Below are 26,975 nucleotides of genomic sequence, written 5' to 3'. Positions count from 1 at the left end.
CGTGAGCTTGAAAAGAAAATAGCCCGTATTGAAGAGGAAAAAGAAATCCTAAAAAAGGCTACTGCTCTCTTGATGTCAGACTCGATGAGAAATTCTCGTTAGTCGATAAGCTCAAGCAGAGCCACTCTATCAAGCGGATTTGCCAGGTATTCGATATTCATCGAAGTAGTTATAAATATTGGCGAGCACGGCCAGATGATGTCTCAGTCAATCATGTGACGTTGCTTAGTGAAGTTCGTGCTGCACACGGCGTCAGTAAAGGCTCTGCGGGAGCTAGAACTATCGCCGATATTGTATCGAACCGAGGATTTAAGCTTAGTCGCTATCGTGCGACTAAGCTTATGAAAGAACTAGGGTTAGTTAGCTGTCAGCTCCCTGTTCATTCCTACAAGAAGGCAACAAAAGAGCATATTGAAATTCCGAATAAATTGGATAGACAATTTGCCGTTACCGAGCCAAATCAAGTTTGGTGCGGTGACGTTACCTACGTTTGGGTTGGTAGTCGATGGGCATATTTAGCAGTCGTCATCGACTTGTTCGCACGAAAGCCAATCGGCTGGGCAATGTCATTTGCTCCTGACTCAACGTTGACAGGCAAGGCGCTTACAATGGCATTTGAATCACGAGGAAAACCCAAAGGCGTATTGTTTCATTCTGATCAGGGTTGCCACTATACAAGCCGCTACTTTAGGCAACTGTTATGGCGATACCAAATTAAACAAAGCTTAAGCCGTCGTGGAAACTGCTGGGATAATAGCCCAATGGAGCGATTTTTTAGAAGTTTAAAGTCCGAATGGGTTCCTGCTACGGGTTTCAGAAACTTTATTGAGGGCAAGGCCTCGATAATCAATTACATTACCGGATACTACAGCCAAATCAGGCCACATCAATACAATGGCGGGCTGACACCGAATGAGTCAGAGCACCGATTCTGGCTCGCCCATAAAACCGTGGCCAGTTTTACTTGACCACTTCAGTTAGCCCTATTAGTGATCAATCTAAGAACTAGTTAACTAAGAGCATTTAGCTCCTTAGGTCGTACATAACTTTTAATTGACTCATCTAATTGTAATAATAGTCTCAGCAATTCGTACGCTAAATTTTCGTCGAATTCCTCATCACGATTTTCCTCATGAGTGCCTTTATTCAGCAGAGTCCAATTAACTTGATGCTTCTTACTTTTGTCTTTTATGGCTTCTAGTGCGCTCTTAGAAGGTACAAACGATAGAACACCAGGTTTCTTTTCTATGGTATTAAGCAATGCAATTAGACCATCGACTAAGGAATACAAATCTGGACTTCGACCTGGAGCAAATAGCTTAACTGAAACTGACGAACTGAATCCTTCGTTACTAAGTTTGCGCCACAATCGGTCAGTAAGATCCTCAAGAGCTCTCCTACATTCCATTAAACCATCTTTAGTTTTACCTACATCTAAACTATGTTGCGCTTTCTCCAAATACTGTCTGTTTTGGTCTTCTGAGATAACAATATCTCTCCCATTTTTATTTCTCACTAGATCATAACGCTTGAGTACCTTGGATAAATTCTTGTTTGGAAGTTGATTTTCTAAACGCTTTACAAAATCCTCGCCGTGAGTGGTAACTATTATTTGTTTTTCTTTGTATTTGTTCGTCTCGAAGATCTCATTGATAACCCCAGTTCTATGTTCGTCATCAATAGCGTTAACTACATCATCAAAAATAAATATACTCTGTTCGTCTTTTATCGACTTGGCCAACAATATAGATAAACCTAAACATCTTAAGTGCCCTTCACTTAACACTCTAAGTGCGTTTTCATTCTGACCATCTATAAACTGTACCATTATATTTTCGGAAGGGTTTTTCGGTAATCTGAGGTCAATCAAAGTTTCATGGGGGTACGGATGTTTGTTTATGTTGTTATATATTTCCATTGATGTATTCGATAACTCGCCAGCGATAATGCCCGGTAAATTATTTGAATAGTTCCGCAACTTGCTAATAAGCTTTTCATAAGCTATTGCATAATGTCCAATCAAGTCTATTCTTTTAGATTCATCCGAAGCCTCCAATATTAGAGTTTTGTTTCGTTCATCAAAAGTATCTATCTTGTTTTTTTCTTGTTTTATAACTCTATTTGACTCTTGGTAAAGTTCATTTATAGTTGTTGCTTCAGTATAATCCAAACCGTATTTTCTTATTAGATTATTAAGTTCTTCAATCTCTTTTATTAAAGGAGTGTTTTCTTTATTCTCCTTTTCGTATTTAGATAAAGTAACTTTTAACTTAGTGTCTACATTACCAATTGTAGTTAGGAAATTATTGTAATTCAAATCGGTTTCTATTTCGTATTTCTGTAATTTGCTTGCAAATATCAATATGTCGTTTTCGATAGCCAACTTCATTTTCTTAAAGTCAGCTTGTTTTCTTGCTATGTTTTCTAGCTCTATAAGTTTAGTCTTTGCTTTATCGAATGGATTCTTAGTTACCTTATCTAAAGGAGTATCACAAGAGGGGCAACAAGTTGCTCCCTGTTTCAAAGCCGATATCGCTTTGTATAAATCAAGAAAATTTATTTCATTAACAGATTGGCTAAGCTCTTTTTCCAACAATATACATTGACTATGCTTAATACTAAGTTGATTTCCATTCACTATTAACCCATTTAGTGGGCTCAGATCTCTTATGATTACCTTTTTATATTTGGATAGTTTGCTATTCAGATTAGCCATAAAGTCCGAGTCGGGTTTTAGTTGTTGAATGACATCAGAGACTAAACTCAATTTTGGATACTTTGCCATTAGTTTGTTTTTTCTTAACTCAAACCCCTTAATTTGTTCTTTACTGTTCTTTATTATTGCTTTTGAGGAATCGACCTTTTTCCTTTCAATAACCAGCTCTTGGTTTTTTACCGGATTAATGACTAAAGAGTTCTTAATAGATGTACTAAAGCCTGTGCAAAATTTGTTAAATTCGTCAAGTCCGAATAGTAGAGATAGTCGAGACTGCTTTTCACTATTGGTATATGAAGATACACGTGCAAAACCTTCGATTCTGTTTCTTTCAATAAACATGAATTCGTTTTCAGGCGATGCTATTGATTCGGATACAGAACCATCAGAGTATTCAACTAAAAGACTAACGTTTGTATTGAGTTCCTTTATATTTCTCGTATATACACTGTCGTCAAATCGCTTTGATTTTGCTTCATGTATCTTTCCAGTTAACTTGTATTCTAACGCTTCACAGATACTAGACTTGCCGGTACCATTTGGGCCATAAATAAAACTATATTGTTTACTTAAGTCAAAATATTTACACTCAGTAAAACCACGAAATCCTTTAATGGAAAGCTTATTAAGACGAGTTATTTTTTTCCTATTTTTCGAGGTTTCTTTACGAAGTGATGTAAAAGGCACCATTGGCGTATTTAATATCAAACTTGATATGTATTTCCCTCTGGAGCCAGCAGCGACACCTTTACTTGAAACTGTATCGAAATTGGTAAATATTAGATTCGCGATTTCTTTCTCTTTTGTGGAAAAGCTGCATAGACTCGATTCTAGAAAATTCAAATATTCGTTTTTTGTCTCAGACATCACTATACCCCTTAATGCATATGAGCGTAACTATACACCTCCGCGGTTATAAATAGTTGATGTGTGTTACATTTCAATAGCTTGGGTCAGAGAATAATATGGAATCAGGCGATTTGCCCTCGTGATAGAACGGGGGACACAGTTTAAGCGTATGAAATTTTAGAAAGTGAGAAGTAGCAGTTTAACCAATTATTCGAATAACTTTTGGTAGGGAAAATCTCATTAACAGGATATGAATGAACCTTAACTCTAAGTAGTAATGGGGCAAAAACAAGTTTGCACAACCTGTCACAACAACCTGTCAGCTCTAGTCGAAACTGACAGGTTGATTCCAGGCTAATTCAATAACCAAATCACTAAAACTAATCGTTATATCTAGGCGTCAGCCGTTCAGCACTTTCGCTTTTATAGGTCAGGTACTGCGATTCGAAATAGTCATTCAGGGCGCCCATCGCCTGCTGGAAATTTTCCTTACTATGTTCAGCCTTCCATTGTCCGGCTTTCTCTAACAGCGCTTCCTTCAGGTGCTGTCCGTTTGGTATATCACCCGCTCGCTTATCCAGCTCTTTGGCAATATTCGAGTCACTCTCTGTCAGTTTATCGAAGGCTTTACCGATGCCTGTTTCATGGTGAGATGCATATTGATCCCACAGTGCAGGCTGCTGGCCGTTTTGCCAACCATTGAACTTTGTTTGCAGATAAGTCAGTGTGTTGTCACTGATCCACTCGGCGAGGTGATTGTTGCTGCTGTGAGTGATACCAGCGCCCACCTTAACCGCTCCGGCCGTGGCCGATGCATTTCCGCCGATCGACGTCGACTCTGTCGCACGGATATACTGCAGGTGATATTTGCTGTCTTCCCCTTTGACAAAGTTGCCTTCAAACTGAGTACTAGCACTGAGTGAACCACTTAATGCCAAGTCATCCAGACCGTCAATTTCACTCAGCTCCAGTTTATTTTCACTCAAAAAACGACCAACCCCTTCTTTGAGTAACCCCTTAATCGCAGAGCTTTTATCCTTAACCGTAGGGATATCAAGCTTTAATGACACATTGATATATTCGCCGTCGTTATCAGGATTGATATCACCGTCGATCTTGTTGTATTTCACCCCGAGATCAACGGTTTTTTCTCCCAAAACAGGCACCTGAACTGACGCGGAAACGGTTCCCATTATCTGGGTATTGGTACTCATGGCACCCGATGTCAGCGTAAGAGACTTATCAATATGTTTTTGCTGTTCGAGGTTTAACTGAGGTGTCCTAAAATCATCTTCCACACTTTTCAAAAACTGGCTAAACGGTGCTTCCTGAGGATTAAGATGCGGTACTTCCCCCTCTCTGAAACTTGCCATATAAGCCTGATTCAACTTGGCATGAGTACACATTACCGCTCTTAAATACTCACCGCGCCCTTCAGCTCCCCGGCTTCCTTCAAAAGCATGCTTGATATGGCCAAGATCGCGTTTTATCGCACTATTTCCTCCTCCATTTCGGGCTGCATCATAGCTGTTCACCACATTCAGATATGAATCATATTCCAGCTTAAGGGCAACAATGACATCCTTCAGCTCACTGCGCTTAGCCGCTAGTTTGTCCTGATACATCTCACCGTCAAAATCCTGACCGAATGGCTCCTCGCCTAGTTTTGTCGACAGTCTCTTCAGCTCATGTCCTGTATCCTGAATCCACTGTCTTCCATCTGCTCCTTGTTTAGTCTGACGATCACCGAGAAAATCAGACAACGTCATCACTGCCGTATCTTTCAGGGGAACCGATACCGAGAAGAACTTACCGGGCCGACTCTCAATGCGATCGGGCTCGGCCATCAAGGTATCAAGCAAGTTGGCATGTTTGGTAAACGTGGTATGAACAACAGAGCCCTGTAACGATCCTTTTATTTTGGCCAACGCGTGAATACCGGCCTCTAATGAGGAGCTGCCATCTATACTCATACCCACCGCTGTAATCGGCGTCGCCGACTGACGAGGCTTAACCTGGATCTTATCGCCCTGTCCCAATACATTCTGCTGGATTAGCTGTTTGGTCAATTGCTGGTTGTGGCTGACCACATTGCGCATCTGGGCATCTGCCCTGCGCGCCTGAATCATGCCCTTGAAGTTATGCTTTAGCTTACCGGCTCCTTCCCCAGCCAACATAACCAGCATGTCATTGGCATGGTAATCAATAAAACTGTCCAAGTTGGCAAATGCCTGTGTCTTGCCCAGCCCCAAACTGCCGGTCAGCGCGACTTTGATAGGGGTATCACCACCACCGGCTTCCAGATTGACACTCAAGCTTCCCTTGTGCGATGCCCGGATCCGAGTATCGTCGCTACCGGTGACCTTGACGTCATAGCCAAACCCGACGGTCGCTGACGCCGCCTTGAGGTTAAACAACCCTAACGCCGGACCGATATCAAATTTTAAGGAAACAGCACGCTCTGCGCCTCCTTTTGTCAGGTGGTGGAACTGGTGTTGCAGACTCTGCTTAAACTCATTTCTCAGCTGTTCCATCCCGCCGCTTCTCACCTGTTCGGCAAGCTGGCGAACGGAAAGCCTCTGCGGATCAGTTTTCGGCATCGATGCCGCAAGTTCTCTCAACGCCTCATATGCTTGACTGTGACTTTTTGCACCCGTCTGGGTTGCCAGATTCTTTACCGCCTGTTGTGCCTTGACGAGGTTTGCTTTTGCCTCTGTCGGCAGAGCGCGGGTGCTAAGGTGATCCAGAGCTTTAGCCACTACCGACTGATCACCCGCGGTATAAGTTTTCCCCAACAGAGCATTCGCAGTTAGCTGAAGTCGCTCGTCGGAGCCTTTGTATGTTTCTAGCTGGCCGGCTGCTGCCATCACCTGATGAAAAGCTTGTTTGCCTAGCGGTTCTTGCTGTTGTTTGAGAAAAGGCGTTTCGAGCAGTAAATGACGCGAGGATTCTGGAAGTTGGTGGAACTGCGCAAGTTGTGATTCAGAAAACAATCGACTAGCCCGGTCGGCAGGCTGAGGGATGTTTTGGGTAGATAAGGGGGATGGTGTCGCGGGAGGTGCTAAAGTTCGTGAGGTTGATGACGACGCAGGTTGCTGCTGGACATTTTGCGTCTGATCAAGCGCACGTGCCTGCCCGACTGTTGATGTATTGAAATTAACCATAAGAACTCCTTATCAAACGAAACTCGCGCTGGCGATTATAGACGGTGTCAGTTCAACTAACGCGGACGCAGTTTCATCGGGGGCAATCAGCTTTTCAGCCCAAAACGCTGCGGCCTGTAAGAACTCGTTGTATTGGCTTGCCCATTGCAATGCTTGTTCGGCCGTGAACAGAGAGGCAAGCAATACTTGGTTGCCTTCGAACAAGGATAAAGTCGCTCCGTTTGTCTGCTGCCACATACAATTGGCAGCCAGTAATTCGCTCAGCTGTTGATCGTGGCTCACAAGCCCTACCTGGCTATAGAGCACAACCCCATCAGGGCGATAATAGAAATTGACCATAAGCGAAAGTGAAGGATGACTAATTGATGCAACATCATTCTCATCAAACCCCAAAGGATTTCCCGTCACTTCGGCCAACGCTTTTTGCCATGCTTCTTTGTTCATAATTACCTCTTCTTGTTGTTATCATCTATTGCGAGGCCGTTGAAAGACGCGTCTCAAGCTGCTCGATGACGTGTGTCATAGACGCAACAAACATCTGATCACCAATTTCAACTTCACACGCATTGTCTAAATGGTCAGCCCCCTCGCACTGAATATCGGGAAAATCATGAGCAATCACACTGAGATGCTCAGTCGGTACTCGAACTATCACGTTCTGGCGGTCTTGCTCTTCCCTCAAAGCGAGCTTGACCAATGACCTGACTTGATTGGCTTCTGGGTACTGGCTGGTCATTGTTATCAAACCCTCTTTGATTATGCCGGCCAACTCGGATTCCAATGTCGATAAAGTCTCTTTCCAGCGCTCTCGCAGCTGCTGCTCGATACCAAGAACGACTATGGTCTGCCTGGCCTCGGCCTGCTTTTTTGCCAGTTCGAGCATCTCTTCGGCCTTTGACTGCGCGGAGACAATCATCGCCTCAGCCTGCGTATGCGCAGACGCCAATATTTCTTCGGCCTGTTGGTGCTGAGCAAGTTCTGATGCCGTTATGATTTTGCTGCCCGCACCTGTCGGCATCAGGGCAGGATCTGTTGTAACCACTCGTACCATTCGGGGGATTTCCTTTGCAGACAGACCATTAAACTTGGAGAAAGAACACTCAAAGTTGCCGTGTTTATCGACAGTGATGAAAATGCAGATGGGGATGACGGTGTAGATTCGTTTTCCGAACAAACCGGAAACTTCAATTGAAACAGCAACCGCCAGCTTTCGGGCCAATCCTGAGCTAGCTTTCCCACAATCAAAACTCGTGTACGCTCTTTTTCCTGCTCCCAATTCAATGCTGTGATTGGATACGAACCAGATGTTGAATGTGAAGCTATGCTTGAAGATAAAGTACTAACAGACTTGAAACGAGAACGTTTGGTCAGCTTGGAAAGCCATGAAAACGAGGAACGGGAGCGGGTCGAAAATTCGGTAGAATGGGGATTGGCAGGATGAAGCCGGCCATGCGCCATAAGCCAATCGTAATCATCCCCTAGATTATCTCTGATTGCTTGTAGGTCACTCCGGCAAATAATCCGGGTAATCGAGTCCAGATGAAACCAAGCACACCAGAGTGTCAGCACCTCTTCAAGTATCTGCCACGGCAATAACGCCCAGTACTGTAATTGGCCCAGTTCGGAAAGCAACGGCATTAAACCACAGTGTTCGAGCAATCCTTGGTTCAACCAGGCTTGCTGAGGCGCTGATAGATTTTCTGTCCACCACGACCTGCCATTTAAGTCCGGACTAACCAACCCGGAGCCAGGCAATTCTGAAGCAGGCAATCCAGTATCGGCTAATCCGAGCTTAGCGAGTACTGCAGCTATCTGGGTTGGATGGATCACTTGATGCAAACGCAAACAATGCGTTAATACCAGCTGCTGCTCTGTGTCACTGGTTTTGAGTAACACGCTCTAGCACCTCCAAATCTCGCTGCTTTTGTTGCCTTCTCTGCCACACCATGACACCAATAAGTACCAGCATCATGGTGCCAAGCAATCCGATCACACCGTAAAGAATCATTGGCGATGACTGTGGATTTTCTGTAACCACAGGCGCCAAAAGCTGTGCCGAGACCTGTGAGGCAACCATCACGACCTGAACGTCGTCGTACTTGAGCCCTTCGATACTATTCTGGATCAGGCTCTTGATCTGCGGGATCAACAGGCCGACATCGGTATTCTGCGCATGTTTGATAAACACGGCAGCCGATGAGGGCTTCAACACTGCTCCCCTGACGGTTTCCGGCACCACCAAATGTACTCTTGCACTAATAACCCCATCGATCTGATTTAGGGTTTCAGCCAAAGCCTGCGACAGCGCATAAACAAAACGTGCCTTTTCCTGAGTTGGCGTTGCCACCAGACCATCTTGCGGGAACAAGTCTTCCACCGTGGAAAACTGTTGGCGCGGATAACCATTCTGCTTAAGCAGCTCAACCGCGTAGGCAAACTGCGCCTTTTCGACCTTCAGGCTAATTGTGTCGCTACTCGATCCCTGCTTTTCGGCATCGACCCCATGATTAAGCAGCAGCGCCAACATCTGGTTGGCATCTTGTTCGGAAAGATTGGAATATAGGTTGTCTTTGCAACCCTGCAGAAGGCAAACAACCAGTGCGACCAGCAACCATCGGTGCCATCGCGGGCCAAGGGGAGAAACAGCAAACATAACTATTGGCTCTTTAACAGGGTATCAATATTCTGGCTCGATTTACTGACGGATCGGGCCAGCGTTTCCTCAACCAGAACCAGACGCGACAAGTCCATCTGGACCTGAATCAAATCATGCAGGGACATTTCCGGGTTGTCGTTCAGGCGGCTCTGGATCTGTTCGGCCTGAACATCCAAATCATTTCGAATTGTCTGAATTCCCTCAACCATGGCATCGCCCATCGGTTGAGTACTTTGCTCAAGCTGTTGGGTAAACAGTTGTTCCAGGTTCACACTGGAAACACTTTGTTGCGGTAATACAAACGATGATTGCAGCGGGGAAATAGGATCAACCATGATTCAGCTCCCTGATCAATTGCTCGCTGACGGGAATTAACAGATCTGCCATTGGCAATACAGCCTTTTCCAGTGTCTCGCCAGCCAGATAACGCTCGCCTTCCAACAGCTGGATCATCGCAATAAGCACCTGATTTTCGGGGCCACCTTCCTTGGCCAACACGACCTGAGCCTGATGCATATCCTTGACTTCACACAGACACATAGCCTGAATAATGGTGGCAACCTTGCGTTGATATTGTCTTTGTTCACTGTCTGCCGAAGATAGCTCACTGTCGTCGCAATGATTTTCCAGTATCGGAGCCAGTAAGATCTCGGCATCTCTGAGTCGAGCCTGACCGCCCAAAAACAACGCAAGATTTGCCAAACCCTGTATTACATCTTTTGAATAATGCCCTGAAGAGCATCGCGCACTGATTTTATCGTGGCACTTTGAAGCCCCATCACCATCGACCACTCGCTGACCATCTTCTGAAACTTCATCAGATCTTCCGGTTTTCCCGGATCCATCTCGGTCGAAAAACGTGTCAGCTCGGTATCCTTCGCTTCCATTATCTTGCCGAGCCCCTGATTGATGGTATCGAAATTCATAATTTAGCTTTCCTTTATCGTTGATATTATTAGCTATTCCTTGATCGAGGATATGGCTGACGGCCAACTCTAATGCCTGCTGCCAACGCATCATCTGAGCAAACTGTGCTGGTAGCATTGGCTTGAGCAGCCGAGTTTCTACATATGCCAATGCCCGTTCAAATTGACAAAAGTGCTGCTCTAGTAAAGTGATATCTGAAAACATTTAACCTCCTGTCGGTAACCACCAATGCTTGCCTTGTTTGGCAATCGCGATCCCTTCATCGGTAATTTTCCGAATCGTATAACCATCCCCGATAACAGCGCTGGTCAGATATTTTTGACCGTCGGACATCACGACATACGGTGTTCTGCTAAGACTCACCGCCCGAATAGATGGCAATGGGCTATCTGGCAATAAAAAAGCCTGATATTTCACGGGAACCTGAGGCCCAAACTGCAACGCCGCTCGCTTGAGTAGCGCGGTAAGTTTCGGTCTCTCCTTCTCTGCCAGCTTCCCCGTCAAATAGATATGCTGATCGGATTCAGCTACCATCAGCCCCGGTAAACCCTGACGTCGGATTGCTTGCTGAAGCCAGCCGATCAAGCCTGATATACGAGCGGTTTGCCAATCAGTCCGAGTAAGCCCCTGAACATCGTCTTGCAAGCTGTTACTGATTTTGGCGAGATCAAGGCCGTCCTTCAGTACTCCCTTAACGTGGGCTACACCCTGGGTATCAACCGTTACATCCAAGCCAGCCAAACCATGCTGGGCAAACCAGGTCATCACGGCATTTTGTACGCTATCAATGCGATAAACTCGCCACTCAATCGGTTGCCGAGACTCGACAAGAGTGTTTTTCAGCACTTGCAAACTTTCCCTATCTTCGACATAGCCTGACAGCACCAGCCGATCATTGAGCGGCTGCAGGCTAACGGAGGAATAGTCCAGCTGTTCCAATAGCTGAGCTGCCGTTGTACGCCGTGCTTTGGCATACTTAGTCGATACCGCCAACGATGCCGACAGACTGCCTACCGCCAATAATCCTGACAGGGCAACTCCGGCCCACGGGATACGACGCCGCCTTACGACAGGTACGGTTAGCACCGGCCACACAACATCCGATGGCCCGAAGGCAAATGCCACTCCCCCGACCTGAATAACCTGATAAGGCTTAATGCGGGCAATACTGGCTGACTGGCGTTTACCGTTCAGAAACCAGACTTGATCAACCAAGATTTTTATCACCTGATCGGTATCAGTCAGGGTCAGCTGACAAACAACGGCAGCAAAACCACAATCAGACAGAACGCAATCGGCACGTGCACTATCTGAACCCAAAACAATATTATTTTGCTCGGTCGCCATCTCGGCCCCGGCATGGCTGCCGGACAGCACCTTTAATTTCCACCTTGTCATGCCCGTTACCTATATAAGTGATGTGAAGAACCAGAGACAAAGGCCTGCTCCAACGCTTCGACCTCGGCAACTCCCGGCATTATTTGTCTTAATTCAGGATATTGCTTCCGGGCCTCGGCCAAATTATTCAAACCGGGCTCCAGCACTTTTGGTCGGATCAGGAAAAGGCGAACCATTCGGCTGGTAGTTGTTTTTTCTTGGCTAAAAAGCGCCCCTATCATCGGTATATCGCCCAGAACAGGTACTTTGTCCGTCCCTGTTGTCTCCGAATCCACAAAATACCCTCCGATCAGCAAGCTCTGGCCTTTTCTCACCATCGCTTCCGTCTTGATGAAGCTGCCCTTAATCGTCGGCAGGTTGTCGACGCGCTCATCCGTGGTTTTGCCATCCGTGATCTGGATATCAAGTTTGACCACGTCACCCGCCTTATCCGGGATAACCCTAGGGGTAACAGTGAGCCTTGTCCCGGCGGTCAATGGCACCAACTGTGCGTCTTCCTTTGATGTCACTCGGGCGTAAAATGTCTCGCTGTTATCCAGCACGGCTTCCGTATTTTCTTGAGTCAGCAGGGAAGGCCGCGAGAGCATCCGAGCTTTACTCTGGCTCTCTAAAGCCTTGAGACGGAACAATACACCGGAAATATTGGCCCCGATTATGGTGGAGAGATTCAGTCCATCCCCCAGTACACCGTTAATGACACCATTTTGGTAGCTCAGGCCGCCAGACGAGCCATTGACTCCCCAGTCAATACCGAACTCTTCCAGAGCGTCTTCTTTGATATCGATAATCGTGACACCAATTTCAACCTGCTTAAGAGCCCTGTCCATTGCATGGATCATTCGAATATAACGATCAATATTTGACTGGGTGTCTCGCAGCAAGAGCGCATTTCGGCTCTCATCCGCCTCAATCCGACCGATAGAGTCCTGCGAGTTGTACCCCATTAGTTTTCGCAATGTCGTCGCAACTCCCAGCACTGTCTTGCCATCCCCGACCTGGCGATCACCCGCCCAGGCAAAATACAAAGGGACGACATACGTTTGCAGTTCTTCCGCCTGCTTGACCTTGGCCTGCTCGTCCAAGCCGGTAGCCACCTGCTCTACGATGTCAACAAACCGTGGTGGCCCCGACACCAGCAACAGTCCCTTGTCTTGTAATGAACGCCAACCAAAACGATCCAGATCCAAACCAACCTGCCCCATGGCCTGCTTCAGCGCAGCCGGTGACATACGCTTCAAGGTCAACACCTTAGTCTGCATTTCACTACCGCAGTTGAAATAAAGCGTGTTGCCGTAGCGAAACCAGATAAACCCAAATGCCGCCTGTAGCTGGTTTAGAAACAGCTCAGCAGTGGGAGCCTCGACCTGCCCATTAAACTTTTCATTAATACATTCGCTGACAACTGCTGATAATCTGTAGTTGGCTGAAAACCCTTTCAGCACATCAGCCAGCGGCTCGTCCTGTCCGATATGCTGATAACCGCTGCGTGGTAAAGGCTGTGACCAAACCGATGTTGAAGATAAGAGCCCCACGGAGAGCAACAGAAAAAGAATGATGAAATAAACGCTCGGCCTCTTTGAGGTTAATTGCAACCATTCAGGCTGCCATTTAGACCTGGACTCAGACAAGCATTTCAATCCCCACCCAAACATCAAACGAACACCATGCTGCTGGCTGCCACTGAGGTAACTGGCGGCATCATCTGTTGCTCCGAAACAGTCAGTTCACGCATAACATCTACAACCCACAACAACTGCTCTAATCTCCCGCCCAGATCGAATGCCTCCCCCAAATCAGAAGTCTGCACACCGTTGCTAGTTAGGCGTTGCAGCAAAGTCAGCTTGGCGTGATCCGGTTCAACCATCAACTCGACCTGAGTATGCTGCGCCACCCAAGCCATTTTTTTTAATACTGCGCATAACTGTTGATAAAGCTTATCAGGCTGCTGTCTTTCATCCGGCAACAGCATAAACGCTACCGATGCAACACCTTCTCCGACATCAACCTGCACCAAGGTATTTTGGATTAATAGAACCTCCATACCCTCAAGGTGCTGCGCTGCGATATCATATGTTTCAACAAACGCTTCAAGTTGCGATACCAGTGTCGCCATTGATAAACCCATCCCAATTATTCAAGAAATCATTGCAACACTGCCTACGTCATAAATCCTCAAAAAAACCTCAAATAAGTTGGAATCATGTTTTGAGAATAAAAAAAGCGACCAATGGCCATGCCTGTGGTCGCTTTGGGCTACAAAGTTAAGAAACGCCTAACAGTACGAATTTGTTGTGTCACGAACAGCTTCCGTTTGATCCGTTAGGGACGCATCCACCCCTCTGATAGGTAGAGCATGCGAAGATAACTTGGAACACCATCTTTCTTCACATCCTGAAATTGCTGGTTCAGTTCATCACGAACAAAATGCGGATCCTTGCCGGTGTTCACGCCATCAATAACTCGACCTAGCACACCGTCTTGATCGTTCATCAATGACAGCAAGGCTTTGTCTGATTTACGACCGGATTTCGAATCAAAATCCAGCTCTTCGGACGGCTCTGATCCCAGCATGGTTTTCAATACCATGCGATTCAGCTCCAGCTCCTTGTCTTCGTCACTCGGCTCAAAACCAAAATCGTCTTTGCTCATATGGGTATTTTCAGCCGGACCAAGATACCGAAGCAGAGCTCGAACGGTACTGGTATCGGTAAGCTCGAACGATTTATCCTTGCCGTTATGGCTCGCTTCCAGCCGAGGTAAAATACCAATCTCCATCCGCTTGGCACTGTCTTCATTGGCTGCGGCTTCCGGTATCACATGGTTTGCCGCGGCTTTTATACCTTTCACCCCAATCGAATAGGCTTGCTTGGCGGCAAAATTACCGACCGTATTGGTTACGGCAGAATCAACGGCACCATTAACGATAGGCTTAATGCCAACCTTGCCGACAGGGCCGAGATTAAACGCCCCCAGCGGCATAAAGATAAAATCAACTGCGGTCGAGAACATCGCCTTGCGCGCCTGTTTCTCATGGCCTTCATAAAGAACATCGGTCAGGTTGTGGGCGAAGGTATTACGGGTCTCTGGCTTTTCGGCCAGCTTCCCAATACGCCCGGCAAACAACTCTTTGTCGCACTCTTTGGAGGCCGTTACACACTTATCGACAATACCGACAAAATTACCAATCACCGGCACGTACTTGGCTGCGGTCTTAACCGGCCCGCTGATATCTCCTTTTTTGGTGTCGTTCCAGACATCTGTCGCAGGCTTGCCAACGTGCTCCTTGGCAAACTGCTTCACTTTGCCATCAAAACAACCCGGCTTATAATCCTCCAGCAACGCAATCATTCGCGGATCCCTGCCCGCTGTATTAAAGCACTCTGAAAGGCATTTATACGCGTCCGGGTCAATCTTCAGCTGCTGCAGCACCTGCTTCACTTCCTGGACATTGCGACGGGTAATAGGATCACCTTTGCGAAGGTTGTATTCCAGCGGACTAAAAGCGTCCAGACCATCTTTAGAATGCTCCCGTTGCAGCGCCGCCTTAAACTCGCGGCCCGTGGTGATATTTTCATCCTTTAGGGCTTCAGCCTTACTGCTTGATACGAGGCTGGTTATGCTGTCAATTTTTGAATCGGCCTTAACCACCGTGCCATCTTTGGCCAGCAAGCGGGTATCTGAGTTCTTGGCATACTGCATGAAATCTTGCAGCGGGACATGTGACGAGGTATTTCCAACTTGTGCAGGGCTCATTGTCGTCTCCTACACCATCATGGTTGTGGCATCAGGTTGCGGGGCTTGGCTTTCTACTGATTTAAATCCGTCGGCCATCACCTTTCGCCAATGCTCGACCACTTCGACAGCCGCTTCGATCATTGCCGCAAATCCTTCATAGTGGACAACTTCCATCGCGTCCTGGCGGCTAGCTATCAGCATGTCGTTTTCTGACGAAAGTGAGATCGTAAAACCTTTGGTACCCAACCAAAAATAGTTAGCCCCAAGGATTTGCTTGAGCTGACTCACCGTGATGTCCTCGGGCAATATGCCAATCTGAGTAAACAGAACCAAATAGCCTTTGTGCTCCTGCAAATGCAGACGAACACTATCTTGATTAATCGCGAGAGTAACAATGCCCTCTTCGTTAGGCTCAATCAGATCAATACCGTAGTCCTGGCAAAAGTCTGCCATTAATTGTTTTAATTCCATCTAACACCTCCCATAAAAATAAGGCGTTAGAGTAATTAATCGACCTAATCAAATAAGGATAAAAACAGGAAATATTGCTGAATTCTTGATAAGTTTTCTTCAAGCAGTGATACCAAGCCAACTTAAGGTGTTGGTTTACTTTGCTACTAAGCTTTTTGAGGTTTTTTTGAGGGCTCGGACTTATAAAAAAAACCTCAGCACGAGAGCTGAGGTTTATTCTTCGATTAAGCGAGGTTTAGTTAAAACGTAAAGTTCTTGAATACCGTTTCAATAATATTGTCAGCAATATATTTATGTGTTGCTGTTGTCGGATGAGTCACACCCCAGAATACGAAAGAATCAGAACCATAATACGCACACTCGTTTGTTAGGCTATGGCTGTATAGATAGTCTAAAGCTGAGCTACGGTTGATATCCATACAAGGATCTGACGCATTTTGGAAGCCATGCTGCTTAGGGTTACTTGTTATTTGTTCAAACAAGGAATAAGCATCATACAATTCTGCGTTAATACCTTTGTTTTTATAGTACTCAGCCTGTTCGCGGATATATTTATTAAACTCGACGATCTTCTGTCTAACCTTCAGCACTTCTTCCTGGGTCGAATACTTAAACTGAGGCGCTTTGGTTGCATCAGGTAGAGTAAATAATAGGATGTTTTTCGCACCAGCATCAGTAAGGCGGATCATCGCAGCGCTAAAGTCAGCTTTAACCTCTGGCACTTCACGGTCATAGTTCATAAAGTCGTTCAAGCCAAACTCTAGGGTGAACAAGGTATTTTCCGGACGATAGTTTTTGGCCATCTTCATATAAGTCAGATAAGAGGTTACCTGATCATAGACCCCGGTAAGGGCAACGTACTGATTGGTACCTGCCGCACCACCTACAGCCCAGTTATACAGCGGGATGTTCTTGTTTTTCGCTAGATATTCTGTCCAGACAAACCCGTTAGAGAAGTGGCCGAGGAACCAAGAGTTGCTGTTAGGAAAGATCCACTGAGAACCATTAAACATATTGCCCGTATCCGACAGGCTGTCACCAAACACGACCATTTTATTAATCGCAGATGGTTGGAATACATTATCGTTAGTCCAGATAGAATGGTTATATGAAATACTTCTATCGGACGCAAAGTATGTGATATCTGCAGTGTCGTGAGTGACACCCAAGGTTTCATCACAGCGTTGCTTGATATTGTCCTGAGACTCACTGGTATAGAACATGTTTTTCAACGCAGTGAAAGAAGAAGAATACCAATAGCCAGGAATCGTATAGTAGTCCCCATCTTTATTTAATGCCCATTCCCATTCAGTCGCCGAATCATCATGGGTAGTTGCTGGGCGATACCAACACCGAACATATGTGTAGGTTTCCGAAGCCTGAACACTGCTGACTTGTGCAGCCGTAATTGCCTCAGGAGTAATATTTACATCAGCTGACGCTTGAGATGCAAATGGCAGTAGCATAGAGAGTAGCAAAATGTGTTTTTTCATTATTATCTACTTATAGTTTGTTGTGATGGAATTTCCCCGCCAAGAAAGGTCGGAGGTATATATACAAAACAATGCATAATATATTAAGCAGGTTGTGCTTTTACTCTAAATTAGAGCACTGCAACAGGTATCATTCACGTGAATAATTCTATTTTTTGAATGATACTCACAACAAATATCTATTCGGTATATAGATCTCAGCCGAATAATACGTTCGTCCAGAGAAATCACTCATAACAACAGACCCATAAGTAGAAGTTCGAAAAGTGAGCGAGCATCTCGAAACCACTTAGGTATAATCGTTACAAACGGAAGATAAATGAGTAACGTTTTGAATATTCTAATTATTGAAGATGAACCAGCCATTGCTGACAACCTGATCCATGTACTGGAAATGGATGGCTATCAGGTAAGCTGGTTTGCAACGGCTGGAGAGGGGCTCAATTATCTCAAAGCGAATGATCCTGCATTGCTGGTATTAGATGTAGGCTTGCCGGATGGCAATGGCTTCGAGTTATGTAAGACAATTCGCGAGTTTTCAGGTATCCCCATTATTTTTCTGACGGCCAGAAACGATGAAATCGATCGAGTCGTCGGACTGGAAATTGGTGCGGATGATTACGTCACTAAACCATTCAGCCCAAGAGAAATGCTTGCCAGAATCAAACTACGTATCAGATCTCGACCGATTCCAGAATCAGCGCCAGCAAATCAACAGAAGGGGCCAATCCAGCATTCTGAAGATGATTTGTATCCTGAAAACTTTGACTACGGTTTTCATGGGCAGATGCTTGGATTCACGGCGGTGGAATTTAAAATTCTCGATAAACTCATTCAGGTTTCGGCGAATGTCCTCAGCCGTGAGCAATTAATGATTGCTGCAGATATGGCTCCGGAAGCCAGTTATGAACGGAATATTGACTCTCATATAAAAGCGATTCGCAATAAACTGAAAAAGGTCAATATGTCTGAACGGATCAAAACTAAACGTGGTTTCGGCTACTACTACAATGCGCAGGATTCCGAGTGAGTCGCTGGCCCAAAATTCCGTTAGGGATACGTTTGTTCTTTCTCTACTTCATATTGGTAGGCATGACTGCCTATTTTGTCAGTAAAACCGTTATTCAGGAGCTGAAACCTACCGTTCGACAGACGACGGAAGAAACACTAGTCGATATGGCCAATTTGTTGGCTGTTTTGGCAGAAGAAGAAATGACAAAAGGTGATTTAAGCCAAAGCCGCTTCGCTAAACTACTTACGGCGTATGGTATCCGCGAGCCTGAATCCCGTTTCTGGGAATATGGTAAGAAAGTCATTAACCATCGTATCTACGTTACAGATAAAAATGGCATGGTAGTCGCAGATTCCTGGCAACAGGATATAGGTAAGGACTACTCCCAATGGAACGATGTCTACCTCACTTTACGTGGCCGATATGGTGCGAGAAGTACCGCGCTTGACCCAAATGACCCACTTTCTACGGTGATGCATGTCGCGGCTCCTATTTACCATGAAGGGGAAATCATTGGCAGCGTCACCGTCGCCAAGGCCAATCGTTCTGTTCAGCCCTTTATCGACTTGTCCAAGCGCAACGTACTGTTCTGGATGATGTTGATGACAGTGTTAGTCCTAATTGCAGGAGCTCTGATCGCCTGGCGGATCCATTCAGCCCTAAACAAGCTAGAAGACTATGCCGAAAAAATGGGGCGAGGTGAAAAGGTTGCTAAGCCGACCTTCCGTATATTTTATGAGTACGGCACGTTAAGTGATGCACTGGAGAAAATGCGTAATCAACTGGATGGTAAAAAGTACGTTGAAGAATATGTACAAACTCTCACCCATGAATTAAAAAGTCCCATATCCGCAATAAAAGGGGCAAGTGAAATTCTTCAGATGCCGTTGCCGGAAGAGCAGAGACAGCGTTTTGTCGGCAACATAGAACGTGAAAGCGAACGAATGCAGCGACTGATCGATAAACTCCTTGAACTGGCTCGGTTAGAGAAAATGCCACAGCTTGAGCATGTTGAGTTACTTTCTGTAGAAGAGATACTGGAAACAATCGTGGAATCTTCCGCTGCAAGGTTGAGCATGAAGCATGTGAAGTGCGAATTAAATGCCGTTGAAGGTATTAACATCCTTGGCAATCGCTTCCTTCTGCAGCAGGCCCTTTTTAACCTGATGGATAACGCGCTCGATTTTGTATCTGAAAACGGTGTAATAAGCTGGAAAGCTCATACAGAAGATAGCCAGATTGCCATCTCAGTATTTGATCAGGGACCGCATATTCCAGACTACGCATTAGAGCGACTAACGGAACGTTTCTACTCATTACCGAGAGAAAACGGAGTAAAAAGTACCGGTTTGGGACTGAACTTTGTTGAACAAATAATGCAGCTGCATGATGGGCAGTTGAAAATAGATAACGTCGAAAATGGTGTTAAGGTCACTCTTTATTTGCGAACTCCATAAAAACTCCATATAGCCTCCATCCACTCTCCAAGTTGGTTTTTTAAAATGATGAAAACCCAAACCAAAAGAGAGTAGTGATGAAAAAATTCCTAAATAACGGACTGGGTATAAAGTTTGGCTTTGTACTCTTTCTTTTTCTGCTTTTGCAGATTCCTATGTCTATGATCGATGGCCTTATCTCAGAACGCTCTTATCGGCAGGACGAGGTACGCAATAACATTGCCCGCAGCAGCAGTGGCGAGCAACGAATCATGGGCCCCTTTCTCAGCGTCGTATACAAGGAGACGGTCTCGGGAGACGATCGGGACTACGAGGTAAACCGTCAGGCATTCATTTTACCCGAACAGTTTAGCCTGACCTCAGATCTTAAAAGTTTTGAAAAATATCGTGGAATTTATACTGCACGTTTATATCAGGCAGATACCCGGCTAACGGGTAAGTTTGACCTTTCATTGCTGGAAGATCTCGCAGCCCACCCCATTGTTGATATTAATTTGGTTGTTGCCGTCAGCGATAGCCGTGGATTAATCAGCATTGATGACCTGAAGTTAAATGAACAACCTATTGCTGTTGAACCAGGAACTGGATTAAAACAGCTGGCACAGGGATTCCACAAAACACTGGATCTCAGCCAACTGGATGTCACCAACCCTCTTAACTTTGACTTGAATTTTATTTTGCAGGGAATGGGCCAACTTCAGGTAACTCCAATTGGTAAATCCACCAAAGTTGAACTTTTATCATCATGGCCACACCCAAGCTTTATAGGTGATTATCTTCCTATCGCATCAGATATTACCCAATCAGGATTTAAGGCAAATTGGGCGACTAACAACTTCTCCAGTAACATCAGTCAGCTATTTGAGCTGTGCATGTCCGAATCACAGTGCCACCAATTAGATGGGCGACAGATGGGAGTCAGTCTGGTTGATCCGGTCGATCACTATCTCAAATCGCACCGCGCCGTGAATTACTCTCTTCTTGTGATCACTTTGATATTTGCTAGCTTCTTTTTACTGGAGCTATTTCAGGCAAGACCCATTCACCCAGTCCAGTACGGCTTTGTCGGATTAGCACTGGCTTTGTTTTACCTTCTGCTGATTTCACTGAGTGAGCATACTGGTTTCAACTGGGCTTATCTTGTTTCAGCGCTAGCCTCTACGGGACTACTTAGCATCTATGTTGGCGGAATGCTCAGCAACTCAAAACATGGAACCATCTTCGGCGGCTGTTTAATAATCCTCTACTGTCTGCTATTTGGCCTGTTACAGGCAGAGAGCTATGCGCTGCTTATGGGAACTCTACTCTGTTTTGTGGTACTCGGCCTGGTGATGGTGCTTACCAGAGATGTGGATTGGTACGAGCGTAACCCTGTGCAGAGCGAGGACAATGAGTCGCTCTGACAAGACGGTATCAAAGAGCCGCACTCGCGGCTCTGATAGCCTCCACTTCAACCTCAATCTTACCCATTCAATTGTTCAAATCTAACAACGATGGCTGATTGAATAATACCTGTAAGGTATTGATAAATTGACCGACGTGAAGACCATCCATTACCCCATGGTGCACTTCTATCGAAAAAGGCATTCTCCTGCGATCACCATTTTGAGTTAATTTTCCTAACGCCATTTTAGGAATACTGTCCGGACGTTTGGTGTCTCTTGCGTGTGTCATGCTGGTGAAATCAATCCAAGGCAGTACTGTCATATGAATAGTATCTTGACGTATTTCTTTGCCAATAAACTGTTCCACAATAAACGACGAGTTTTTTATTCTTTCTTCGGTTTCAGTCGCGCTCTGGGTAAATTCTTTGAAAATAGACACATAGGGGAGCTCGCAAAATCTTACCGTATCATCATTGGCAAGCAAGGCAACGCTGACACACATTGGTGAATAGATGCGCACTTCCTCCTCAACAATACGATATGCCATAGGCTCACATTGGTTAAGGGCTTGTTGAGTTAGGTAAAGGTAAGCATGGAAAAAACGATGTCCGTGCTGCTTACAATAATCGTATAGCTCAGTAACATCGATGTTTGAACAGATGTTATACCAGGGATGGGTAAAGCCTTGGTAGAACTTGAAATGCTCTGCGCGTAACCATTGGCTTGTATCCAGTACTTTATATGCCATTGAATTTCACTTTTAATCTATACATATGATGATTGTGACGATGATATTGTTTTATTGAAAAAATGGGAAACGAAAATCCATAAACTTTAAATATATCAAGCACCTCTCAAAGAAATTCGTTCTGGCACAAAAAATAGAAATAATAATCAACAACAACCATGAGCTTTCTTAACCCCTATTGGGCAACAGAAATCGTGCTTTTAGAGCTAGTTTTCACATGATGTATATGGCATGACTTTAATCCAGATTAAGGATTGTCATCTATATTACCGATAATATTTGCCGTTGCTGATTGCACATAGCAAAAGTGGACAAAAAAAGAACAGCCATGCGTCAGTACGGCTGTTCAAACGATTTAAGAGGATTTGACTTGAGTACCTTGTTTGCAGAAACCCGTATTGGCAACATGACATTAAAAAACCGCTTTATTCGAAGTGCTACGTGGGAAAATATGGCGACAGAAGAGGGCCATATGACGGATAAGCTATACGCCATCTACGAAGAGCTCGCGAAAGGGGAAGTCGGTCTGATTGTAACGGGCTATGCCAATATTGTAGAGGAAGAGAAGCCAAATGCCGGCATGATGGGAATGTACAATGATTCCTTTGTCGGTGAATACAAAAAGCTCACCGAGTTGGTTCACCGCAACGACTCTAAAATCGTCATGCAGCTTGCCTACGGTGGTACAAAAACCACTCACAATGTCGGTGAAAGGGTGATCTATGCGCCGAGTGAAGTGTGCGAGAAAGGCACACAAACATTGGGCAAAGCGATGACCAAGGATGAAATAGACTACATCGTTCAGGCATTTGCTCAAGCAAGCCGAAGAGCCCAAGAATCAGGCTTTGATGGGGTCGAAATACACGCGGCACATACCTATCTAATCAATCAGTTCTTAAGCCCTTATTACAATCGAAGAGAAGATCAATATGGCGGCAGCCTAGATAATCGAATGAGATTGTTATTAGAGATCTATGCTGAAATCCGAAAGCTGGTCGGTAACGAGTATCCGATATTAGTCAAATTGACGGCATCTGAGTTTTTCGAGGGTGGCTTGACCTTTGATGAAACACGCATTGTCTGTAAAAAGCTAGAAGCAATTGGCGTGGATGCAATCATCATCTCAGGCAATATCCATGGTAAGGCCAATACTATGATTGGCGAGTGTTTTGATGGTTATACCATTCAGCAAGAAGGTTATTTCCATGAATATGGGCACGTTATTAGTGAAGAGGTCAATGTTCCTGTTATTACCGTCGGCGGATTGACAGACATTGATGCAATAGAAGACATTGCGAATAAAACCAACATTCAATACTTTGCCCTCTCAAGACCTTTGTTGTCTGAACCGCATTTAATTAGGCGCTGGAAAGAAGGCGACAGAGCGCCAGTTGATTGTGAGAGGTGCTCAAAATGTCGCACAAAACGTGGCAATTTCTGTGTTGTAAATAAGAAAAGAAAATCTCAGCTCGCAAGCTTATAGGTAGCGAGCAATATCTCCCTATCCAATATAAAGTCAGCAAGCCATTGCTGACTTATTCCACCTTAAAACTATTGCTCACTCGCATCCTGTTCATCGCAATTTCCATGTCTGAAGTAATGCGGTGATGTCAGGTATTTCTAAATGTTGTACTTCAAACTTGGTATCAAAGAGGAGTAGCTGATTTTTTACTCTATAAGTCTTTGTATTGCTATTAACTTGCCCTATACTACGTTGTAAATAAATTTGTATGATAAATGGAAGACAGGTCACGACTATTCATTAGTTAGTAAATGTGAATGTAATGCCAATCAACGTAAGTATTTGATCATTCATACTGATTAAAATCGTTTATAACTGCGTTATGAATTTTGCAATTAAAGCAACTTGTTAATTGTAATTCGTGCCTTGTTCTAAGTGATTTTCCTTTGTGACTATCTGACCAACAACTTACCCAGATTGGTATAGAAATGCTACTTTGTTACAAGTGATAGGAATAAATAACAACAATGTCAATAAAGAGAACGCTACACTGCATGGTGATCATTCTAATACTCGCCATGATTGCCATGATGACAAGTTCACATTATTTTATCGGGAAAATTCAAGCTGTACTAAATGCTTCGCAACTTGTTTATATGGTCGAGGCTGATATGTTGGCAATGCGTAAGGATGAAAAAGACTTTTTAGCCCATAAAGATATAGAATACAAAGAAAAATTTGATTCAAAATTCAATCAGTTCCACACAGATTTACAGGCATTAAATATAACATTAGCCAACGCCGACATTTCATTTGATAACCTACCAACATTAAAATCCATTACTAACGATTACAATAGTATTTTTAACGAAGTTGTATCAATCCAACAGAAAATTGGTCTAAATAAAAGCAGTGGTTTTTATCATTCACTACTAACTGCAGCACATGAGTTAGAAACGCAAATAAACCGCCTTGATGACGCTCAATTGCGAGTTCAGTTGCTGCTTCTGCGTCGCCAGGAAAAGGACTTTATGCTGCATCGCCAAAACATATATGCAGACGCCTTTACTGAACGCTTAAAACACATGCAGGATCAACTTTCACTACCTGAATATTCAACAGTAAGAACTAAACTGACCTCTGTGTTAGAGCAATATCAAGAATCGTTTAATCATTTTGTATCCTTATCACGTCAAGAAGGCTTAACGGATAATCAAGGGTTAATTGGCAAGTTAAGAAGTTCGATAAAAAAATCAGAAACTATTCTGGCAGAGGAAGCTAGCCAACTAAAAAGCCAGATATCCCAGGCTCAAGATGAAGCGAAATCCTTCCTTCTCATCCTTGGTATTGGAATTACAATCGTAATTTCTACCTTAGTGGTTTATTTCGCTAATCGAATTTCTGGCCGCTTATCCCAAGTGACCAAAACCATGAACGAAATATCAAATGGTGATGGTGATCTTTGCGTGACTCTGGATACCAAAGGTAATGACGAGATTGCTGAATTAGGTTTGGCTTTTAACACCTTCGTAGGGAAGATCCATAGCACGGTTAATGTTGTCGCAAGCTCAGTTCTGCAATTGGCCTCAACCACAGAGGAGATGTCGGCTGTTATGGAGCAGGCTAAAACAGGAGCATTCAAACAACAGCAAGATGTTAACGAGATTGCTGTTGTCATGGAGGAAATGAATGCTGCAGTACAAGAGGTTAAACAAAGTACAATCCAAGCCGATAATGCAGCAGAGCACGCCCATCAAGAAGCTGAGCAAGGCTGTGAGATGGCAGAGCAAAGTATCCATGGAGTGACTCTATTAGCCAATGAAGTAGAAAGTGCGACTGATGTAATTAAAACATTGATAATACATAGCCAGAATATCAGCGAAGTACTTGGCGTTATCCAAGGAATCGCTGACCAAACCAACCTACTGGCACTGAATGCTGCTATTGAGGCCGCACGTGCCGGAGAATCTGGCAGAGGGTTTGCCGTTGTTGCTGATGAAGTTCGATCGTTAGCATTGAGAACACAGGAAGCAACTAAAGAAATACTCACTATTACCGCAGGACTGCAAACAGACGCTGAAGCCGCCACCAAGGTGATGGAAAATAGCGAAGGTCTCGCAACAAGCGCGGTATCACAGACTAAGTTGGCTAACAACTCGTTGCATGACATTACAAAAACTGTTGAATGCGTCAGTGAAATGAACCGTCACGTTGCCGTGGCAATAGAGCAGCAGAGCCATACCAGTGATGAAATTAATCTCCATATGGAAGACATCAGCAATGTGTGTGAAGAGTCGGCTGCAGGTATGGAGCAGTTGGCTATCGCTAACATCGAATTGGCCAATATGACCCAAGAGTTAAAGGCACTATTAGGGCAATTCAAACTTTGATAAATAGAATAGGCTAACCTAATTAACGCTCGGCTTTAAACAAGCCGAGCGTTAGGCCTAACATTGTTGCCCCTCTAAATAATTCTGTCCTATTAGTTTGCTGTCATCCCCTGCTGAAACAGAAAGTCATCAACAACACCAGTCCATAGATACCAGTACGACCAAAATACGCTGTGACCGCTGACTTGCTGCCCTAACTTATAAAATTTGAATGTGAGATCGCCTCCAGATGCCTTATAAGTTTCAGCAAACTCTTCAATGCTCTCGTCGGCATAAAAAGGGTCGTTACGTCCGTAAATGAAAAGGCTTGGCACTTGTATTTTTCGCCCGGCATTTTTAAACATTGATAGATTGGCTGACTCACTTTTAACTTGGCAAGTATCCGAAACCCAGCCCCCCGAAAAATTAAGTACGCCAACCGCGGATTTAGGATGTTCAGAAGCATAGACAAGTGAGAGCATTCCTCCTCTAGAATGACCAGAAAGAACAATTTTCTCTTTATTAACCCACGACTGAGAATCTAGATAACTAAATGTGGCATCAAGTGATTCCAGTGCATACTCAATACCCTCAGTGATTCCTTCCGGATTGCACGTATATTGTTCATCATAGCTTCCATCAGATGCTCCTCGCCCTCTTCGCATAGGAATGAGCAATGCGATATTTTTTCTAAGTAAATAGCTACCAAAGCCCCAAGGGTTGATAGTCACATCTTCGGGAATAATTCCAGGACCTGTTGATCCATGGTTAAAAATCACTACGGGGAAAGGGCCATCCCCCTCGGGTTTGTATAGTGTCGCCTCCAGAGTAATATCCGTATCCCAAAGAAGCCCTTCGTCTACCATCGGGATCCGGACCGTTTCTCCTTTATATTGAGCATGCACCATCACCGGGAACAAACAAAAGAATATCAGTGTAATTACACGTTTCATCATCAGACAATCCTAAATCAGAGGCTTGAATATTAAAGAATAGTTAATCTAATCAATAGATTAATATAAGACATAGCCATTGCACATTATGTGCGCCAAACCAAAAGGTCTGCCGAGGCAGACCTTTTCTTTTATATAACTACGCTTTATATAGTTACAACAATTGTCGCTTCAGTGACC

General features: G+C 44.6%; 21 protein-coding genes and 1 pseudogene. 6 read left to right on the top strand and 16 right to left on the bottom strand.

Features of this window, described 5'->3' with window-relative positions; all coding sequences use genetic code 11:
• A pseudogene (locus EDI28_RS09085) lies at positions 1-968 on the top strand (IS3 family transposase); the annotation flags it as partial.
• A gap of 41 nt (positions 969-1,009) precedes the next feature.
• Here the strand turns inward: EDI28_RS09085 and EDI28_RS09080 are convergent.
• The 14 genes from EDI28_RS09080 to EDI28_RS09010 form a co-directional block, all read right to left on the bottom strand.
• Positions 1,010-3,583: an AAA family ATPase gene (locus EDI28_RS09080; RefSeq protein WP_128783517.1), complete on the bottom strand. Its 2,574-nt coding sequence runs from the start codon at positions 3,581-3,583 to the stop codon at positions 1,010-1,012.
• 362 nt (positions 3,584-3,945) lie between these two features.
• The gene (locus EDI28_RS09075) at positions 3,946-6,729 is read right to left on the bottom strand and encodes a hypothetical protein (RefSeq protein WP_128783516.1); all 2,784 of its coding nucleotides are present in this window, start codon (positions 6,727-6,729) and stop codon (positions 3,946-3,948) included.
• A gap of 12 nt (positions 6,730-6,741) precedes the next feature.
• Positions 6,742-7,173 carry a type III secretion system chaperone gene (locus EDI28_RS09070; protein ID WP_128783515.1) on the bottom strand — a complete coding sequence of 144 codons (432 nt, stop codon included), beginning with the start codon at positions 7,171-7,173 and terminating at the stop codon, positions 6,742-6,744.
• 25 nt (positions 7,174-7,198) lie between these two features.
• Positions 7,199-7,780, bottom strand: a complete 582-nt coding sequence (locus tag EDI28_RS09065) for an HrpE/YscL family type III secretion apparatus protein (protein ID WP_128783514.1) — start codon at positions 7,778-7,780, stop codon at positions 7,199-7,201.
• The gene (locus EDI28_RS09060; RefSeq protein ID WP_128783513.1) at positions 7,747-8,625 is read right to left on the bottom strand and encodes a hypothetical protein; all 879 of its coding nucleotides are present in this window, start codon (positions 8,623-8,625) and stop codon (positions 7,747-7,749) included. Before EDI28_RS09060 ends, EDI28_RS09065 begins: the two co-directional genes overlap by 34 nt.
• Positions 8,606-9,382: a type III secretion system inner membrane ring lipoprotein SctJ gene (gene sctJ, locus EDI28_RS09055; RefSeq protein WP_128783512.1), complete on the bottom strand. Its 777-nt coding sequence runs from the start codon at positions 9,380-9,382 to the stop codon at positions 8,606-8,608. The genes EDI28_RS09060 and sctJ overlap by 20 nt, the downstream gene beginning before the upstream one ends.
• A 2-nt stretch (positions 9,383-9,384) precedes the next feature.
• Positions 9,385-9,720 carry a type III secretion system inner rod subunit SctI gene (gene sctI, locus EDI28_RS09050; RefSeq protein ID WP_128783511.1) on the bottom strand — a complete coding sequence of 112 codons (336 nt, stop codon included), beginning with the start codon at positions 9,718-9,720 and terminating at the stop codon, positions 9,385-9,387.
• Positions 9,713-10,516 (bottom strand): hypothetical protein, encoded by an 804-nt coding sequence (locus EDI28_RS27880; protein ID WP_438942785.1) that lies wholly within the window; start codon positions 10,514-10,516, stop codon positions 9,713-9,715. The genes sctI and EDI28_RS27880 overlap by 8 nt, the downstream gene beginning before the upstream one ends.
• On the bottom strand, positions 10,517-11,710 hold the full coding sequence (sctD, locus tag EDI28_RS09035; protein ID WP_128783509.1) for a type III secretion system inner membrane ring subunit SctD: 1,194 nt from the start codon (positions 11,708-11,710) through the stop codon (positions 10,517-10,519). It abuts the gene before it with no gap.
• Positions 11,711-11,715: 5 nt separating this feature from the next.
• Complete coding sequence (gene sctC / locus EDI28_RS09030) at positions 11,716-13,242, bottom strand: type III secretion system outer membrane ring subunit SctC (protein ID WP_164918515.1); 1,527 nt, start codon at positions 13,240-13,242, stop codon at positions 11,716-11,718.
• A 119-nt stretch (positions 13,243-13,361) separates the two neighbouring features.
• Complete coding sequence (locus tag EDI28_RS09025; RefSeq protein WP_128783507.1) at positions 13,362-13,823, bottom strand: hypothetical protein; 462 nt, start codon at positions 13,821-13,823, stop codon at positions 13,362-13,364.
• A gap of 206 nt (positions 13,824-14,029) precedes the next feature.
• Positions 14,030-15,463, bottom strand: coding sequence for a hypothetical protein (locus tag EDI28_RS09020; RefSeq protein ID WP_128783506.1), 1,434 nt, complete (start codon positions 15,461-15,463; stop codon positions 14,030-14,032).
• Positions 15,464-15,472: 9 nt separating this feature from the next.
• Entirely contained in the window at positions 15,473-15,916 is a 444-nt protein-coding gene (locus tag EDI28_RS09015) for a type III secretion system chaperone (RefSeq protein ID WP_128783505.1), read from the bottom strand.
• A 239-nt stretch (positions 15,917-16,155) separates the two neighbouring features.
• Positions 16,156-17,409 carry an SGNH/GDSL hydrolase family protein gene (locus EDI28_RS09010; protein WP_128783504.1) on the bottom strand — a complete coding sequence of 418 codons (1,254 nt, stop codon included), beginning with the start codon at positions 17,407-17,409 and terminating at the stop codon, positions 16,156-16,158.
• 319 nt (positions 17,410-17,728) lie between these two features.
• Between EDI28_RS09010 and EDI28_RS09005 the strand changes: the two genes are divergently transcribed.
• From EDI28_RS09005 to creD, 3 genes are all read left to right on the top strand, one after another.
• The gene (locus tag EDI28_RS09005) at positions 17,729-18,439 is read left to right on the top strand and encodes a response regulator (RefSeq protein ID WP_128783503.1); all 711 of its coding nucleotides are present in this window, start codon (positions 17,729-17,731) and stop codon (positions 18,437-18,439) included.
• Complete coding sequence (creC, locus tag EDI28_RS09000) at positions 18,436-19,878, top strand: two-component system sensor histidine kinase CreC (RefSeq protein ID WP_128783502.1); 1,443 nt, start codon at positions 18,436-18,438, stop codon at positions 19,876-19,878. The genes EDI28_RS09005 and creC overlap by 4 nt, the downstream gene beginning before the upstream one ends.
• A gap of 77 nt (positions 19,879-19,955) precedes the next feature.
• Complete coding sequence (gene creD, locus EDI28_RS08995; protein WP_128783501.1) at positions 19,956-21,281, top strand: cell envelope integrity protein CreD; 1,326 nt, start codon at positions 19,956-19,958, stop codon at positions 21,279-21,281.
• Between the two features lie 67 nt (positions 21,282-21,348).
• On the opposite strand, the gene EDI28_RS08990 is transcribed toward creD, so the two are convergent.
• A complete protein-coding gene (locus tag EDI28_RS08990) occupies positions 21,349-22,011 on the bottom strand; it encodes a CatA-like O-acetyltransferase (protein WP_128783500.1) in 663 nt (220 codons plus the stop codon).
• Positions 22,012-22,381: 370 nt separating this feature from the next.
• Between EDI28_RS08990 and EDI28_RS08985 the strand changes: the two genes are divergently transcribed.
• Both EDI28_RS08985 and EDI28_RS08980 read left to right on the top strand, forming a co-directional pair.
• Complete coding sequence (locus tag EDI28_RS08985; RefSeq protein ID WP_128783499.1) at positions 22,382-23,494, top strand: NADH:flavin oxidoreductase; 1,113 nt, start codon at positions 22,382-22,384, stop codon at positions 23,492-23,494.
• 533 nt (positions 23,495-24,027) lie between these two features.
• The gene (locus tag EDI28_RS08980; RefSeq protein ID WP_164918514.1) at positions 24,028-25,863 is read left to right on the top strand and encodes a methyl-accepting chemotaxis protein; all 1,836 of its coding nucleotides are present in this window, start codon (positions 24,028-24,030) and stop codon (positions 25,861-25,863) included.
• 92 nt (positions 25,864-25,955) lie between these two features.
• On the opposite strand, the gene EDI28_RS08975 is transcribed toward EDI28_RS08980, so the two are convergent.
• Entirely contained in the window at positions 25,956-26,798 is an 843-nt protein-coding gene (locus EDI28_RS08975; protein WP_128783497.1) for a dienelactone hydrolase family protein, read from the bottom strand.
• Between the last annotated feature and the right edge of the window lie 177 nt (positions 26,799-26,975).

The sequence above is a fragment of the Photobacterium chitinilyticum genome (assembly GCF_004104355.1).
GTDB lineage: Bacteria > Pseudomonadota > Gammaproteobacteria > Enterobacterales > Vibrionaceae > Photobacterium > Photobacterium chitinilyticum.
Note: the sequence above shows the minus strand (reverse complement) of the source record. Positions and strands in the feature narration are given on the sequence as shown.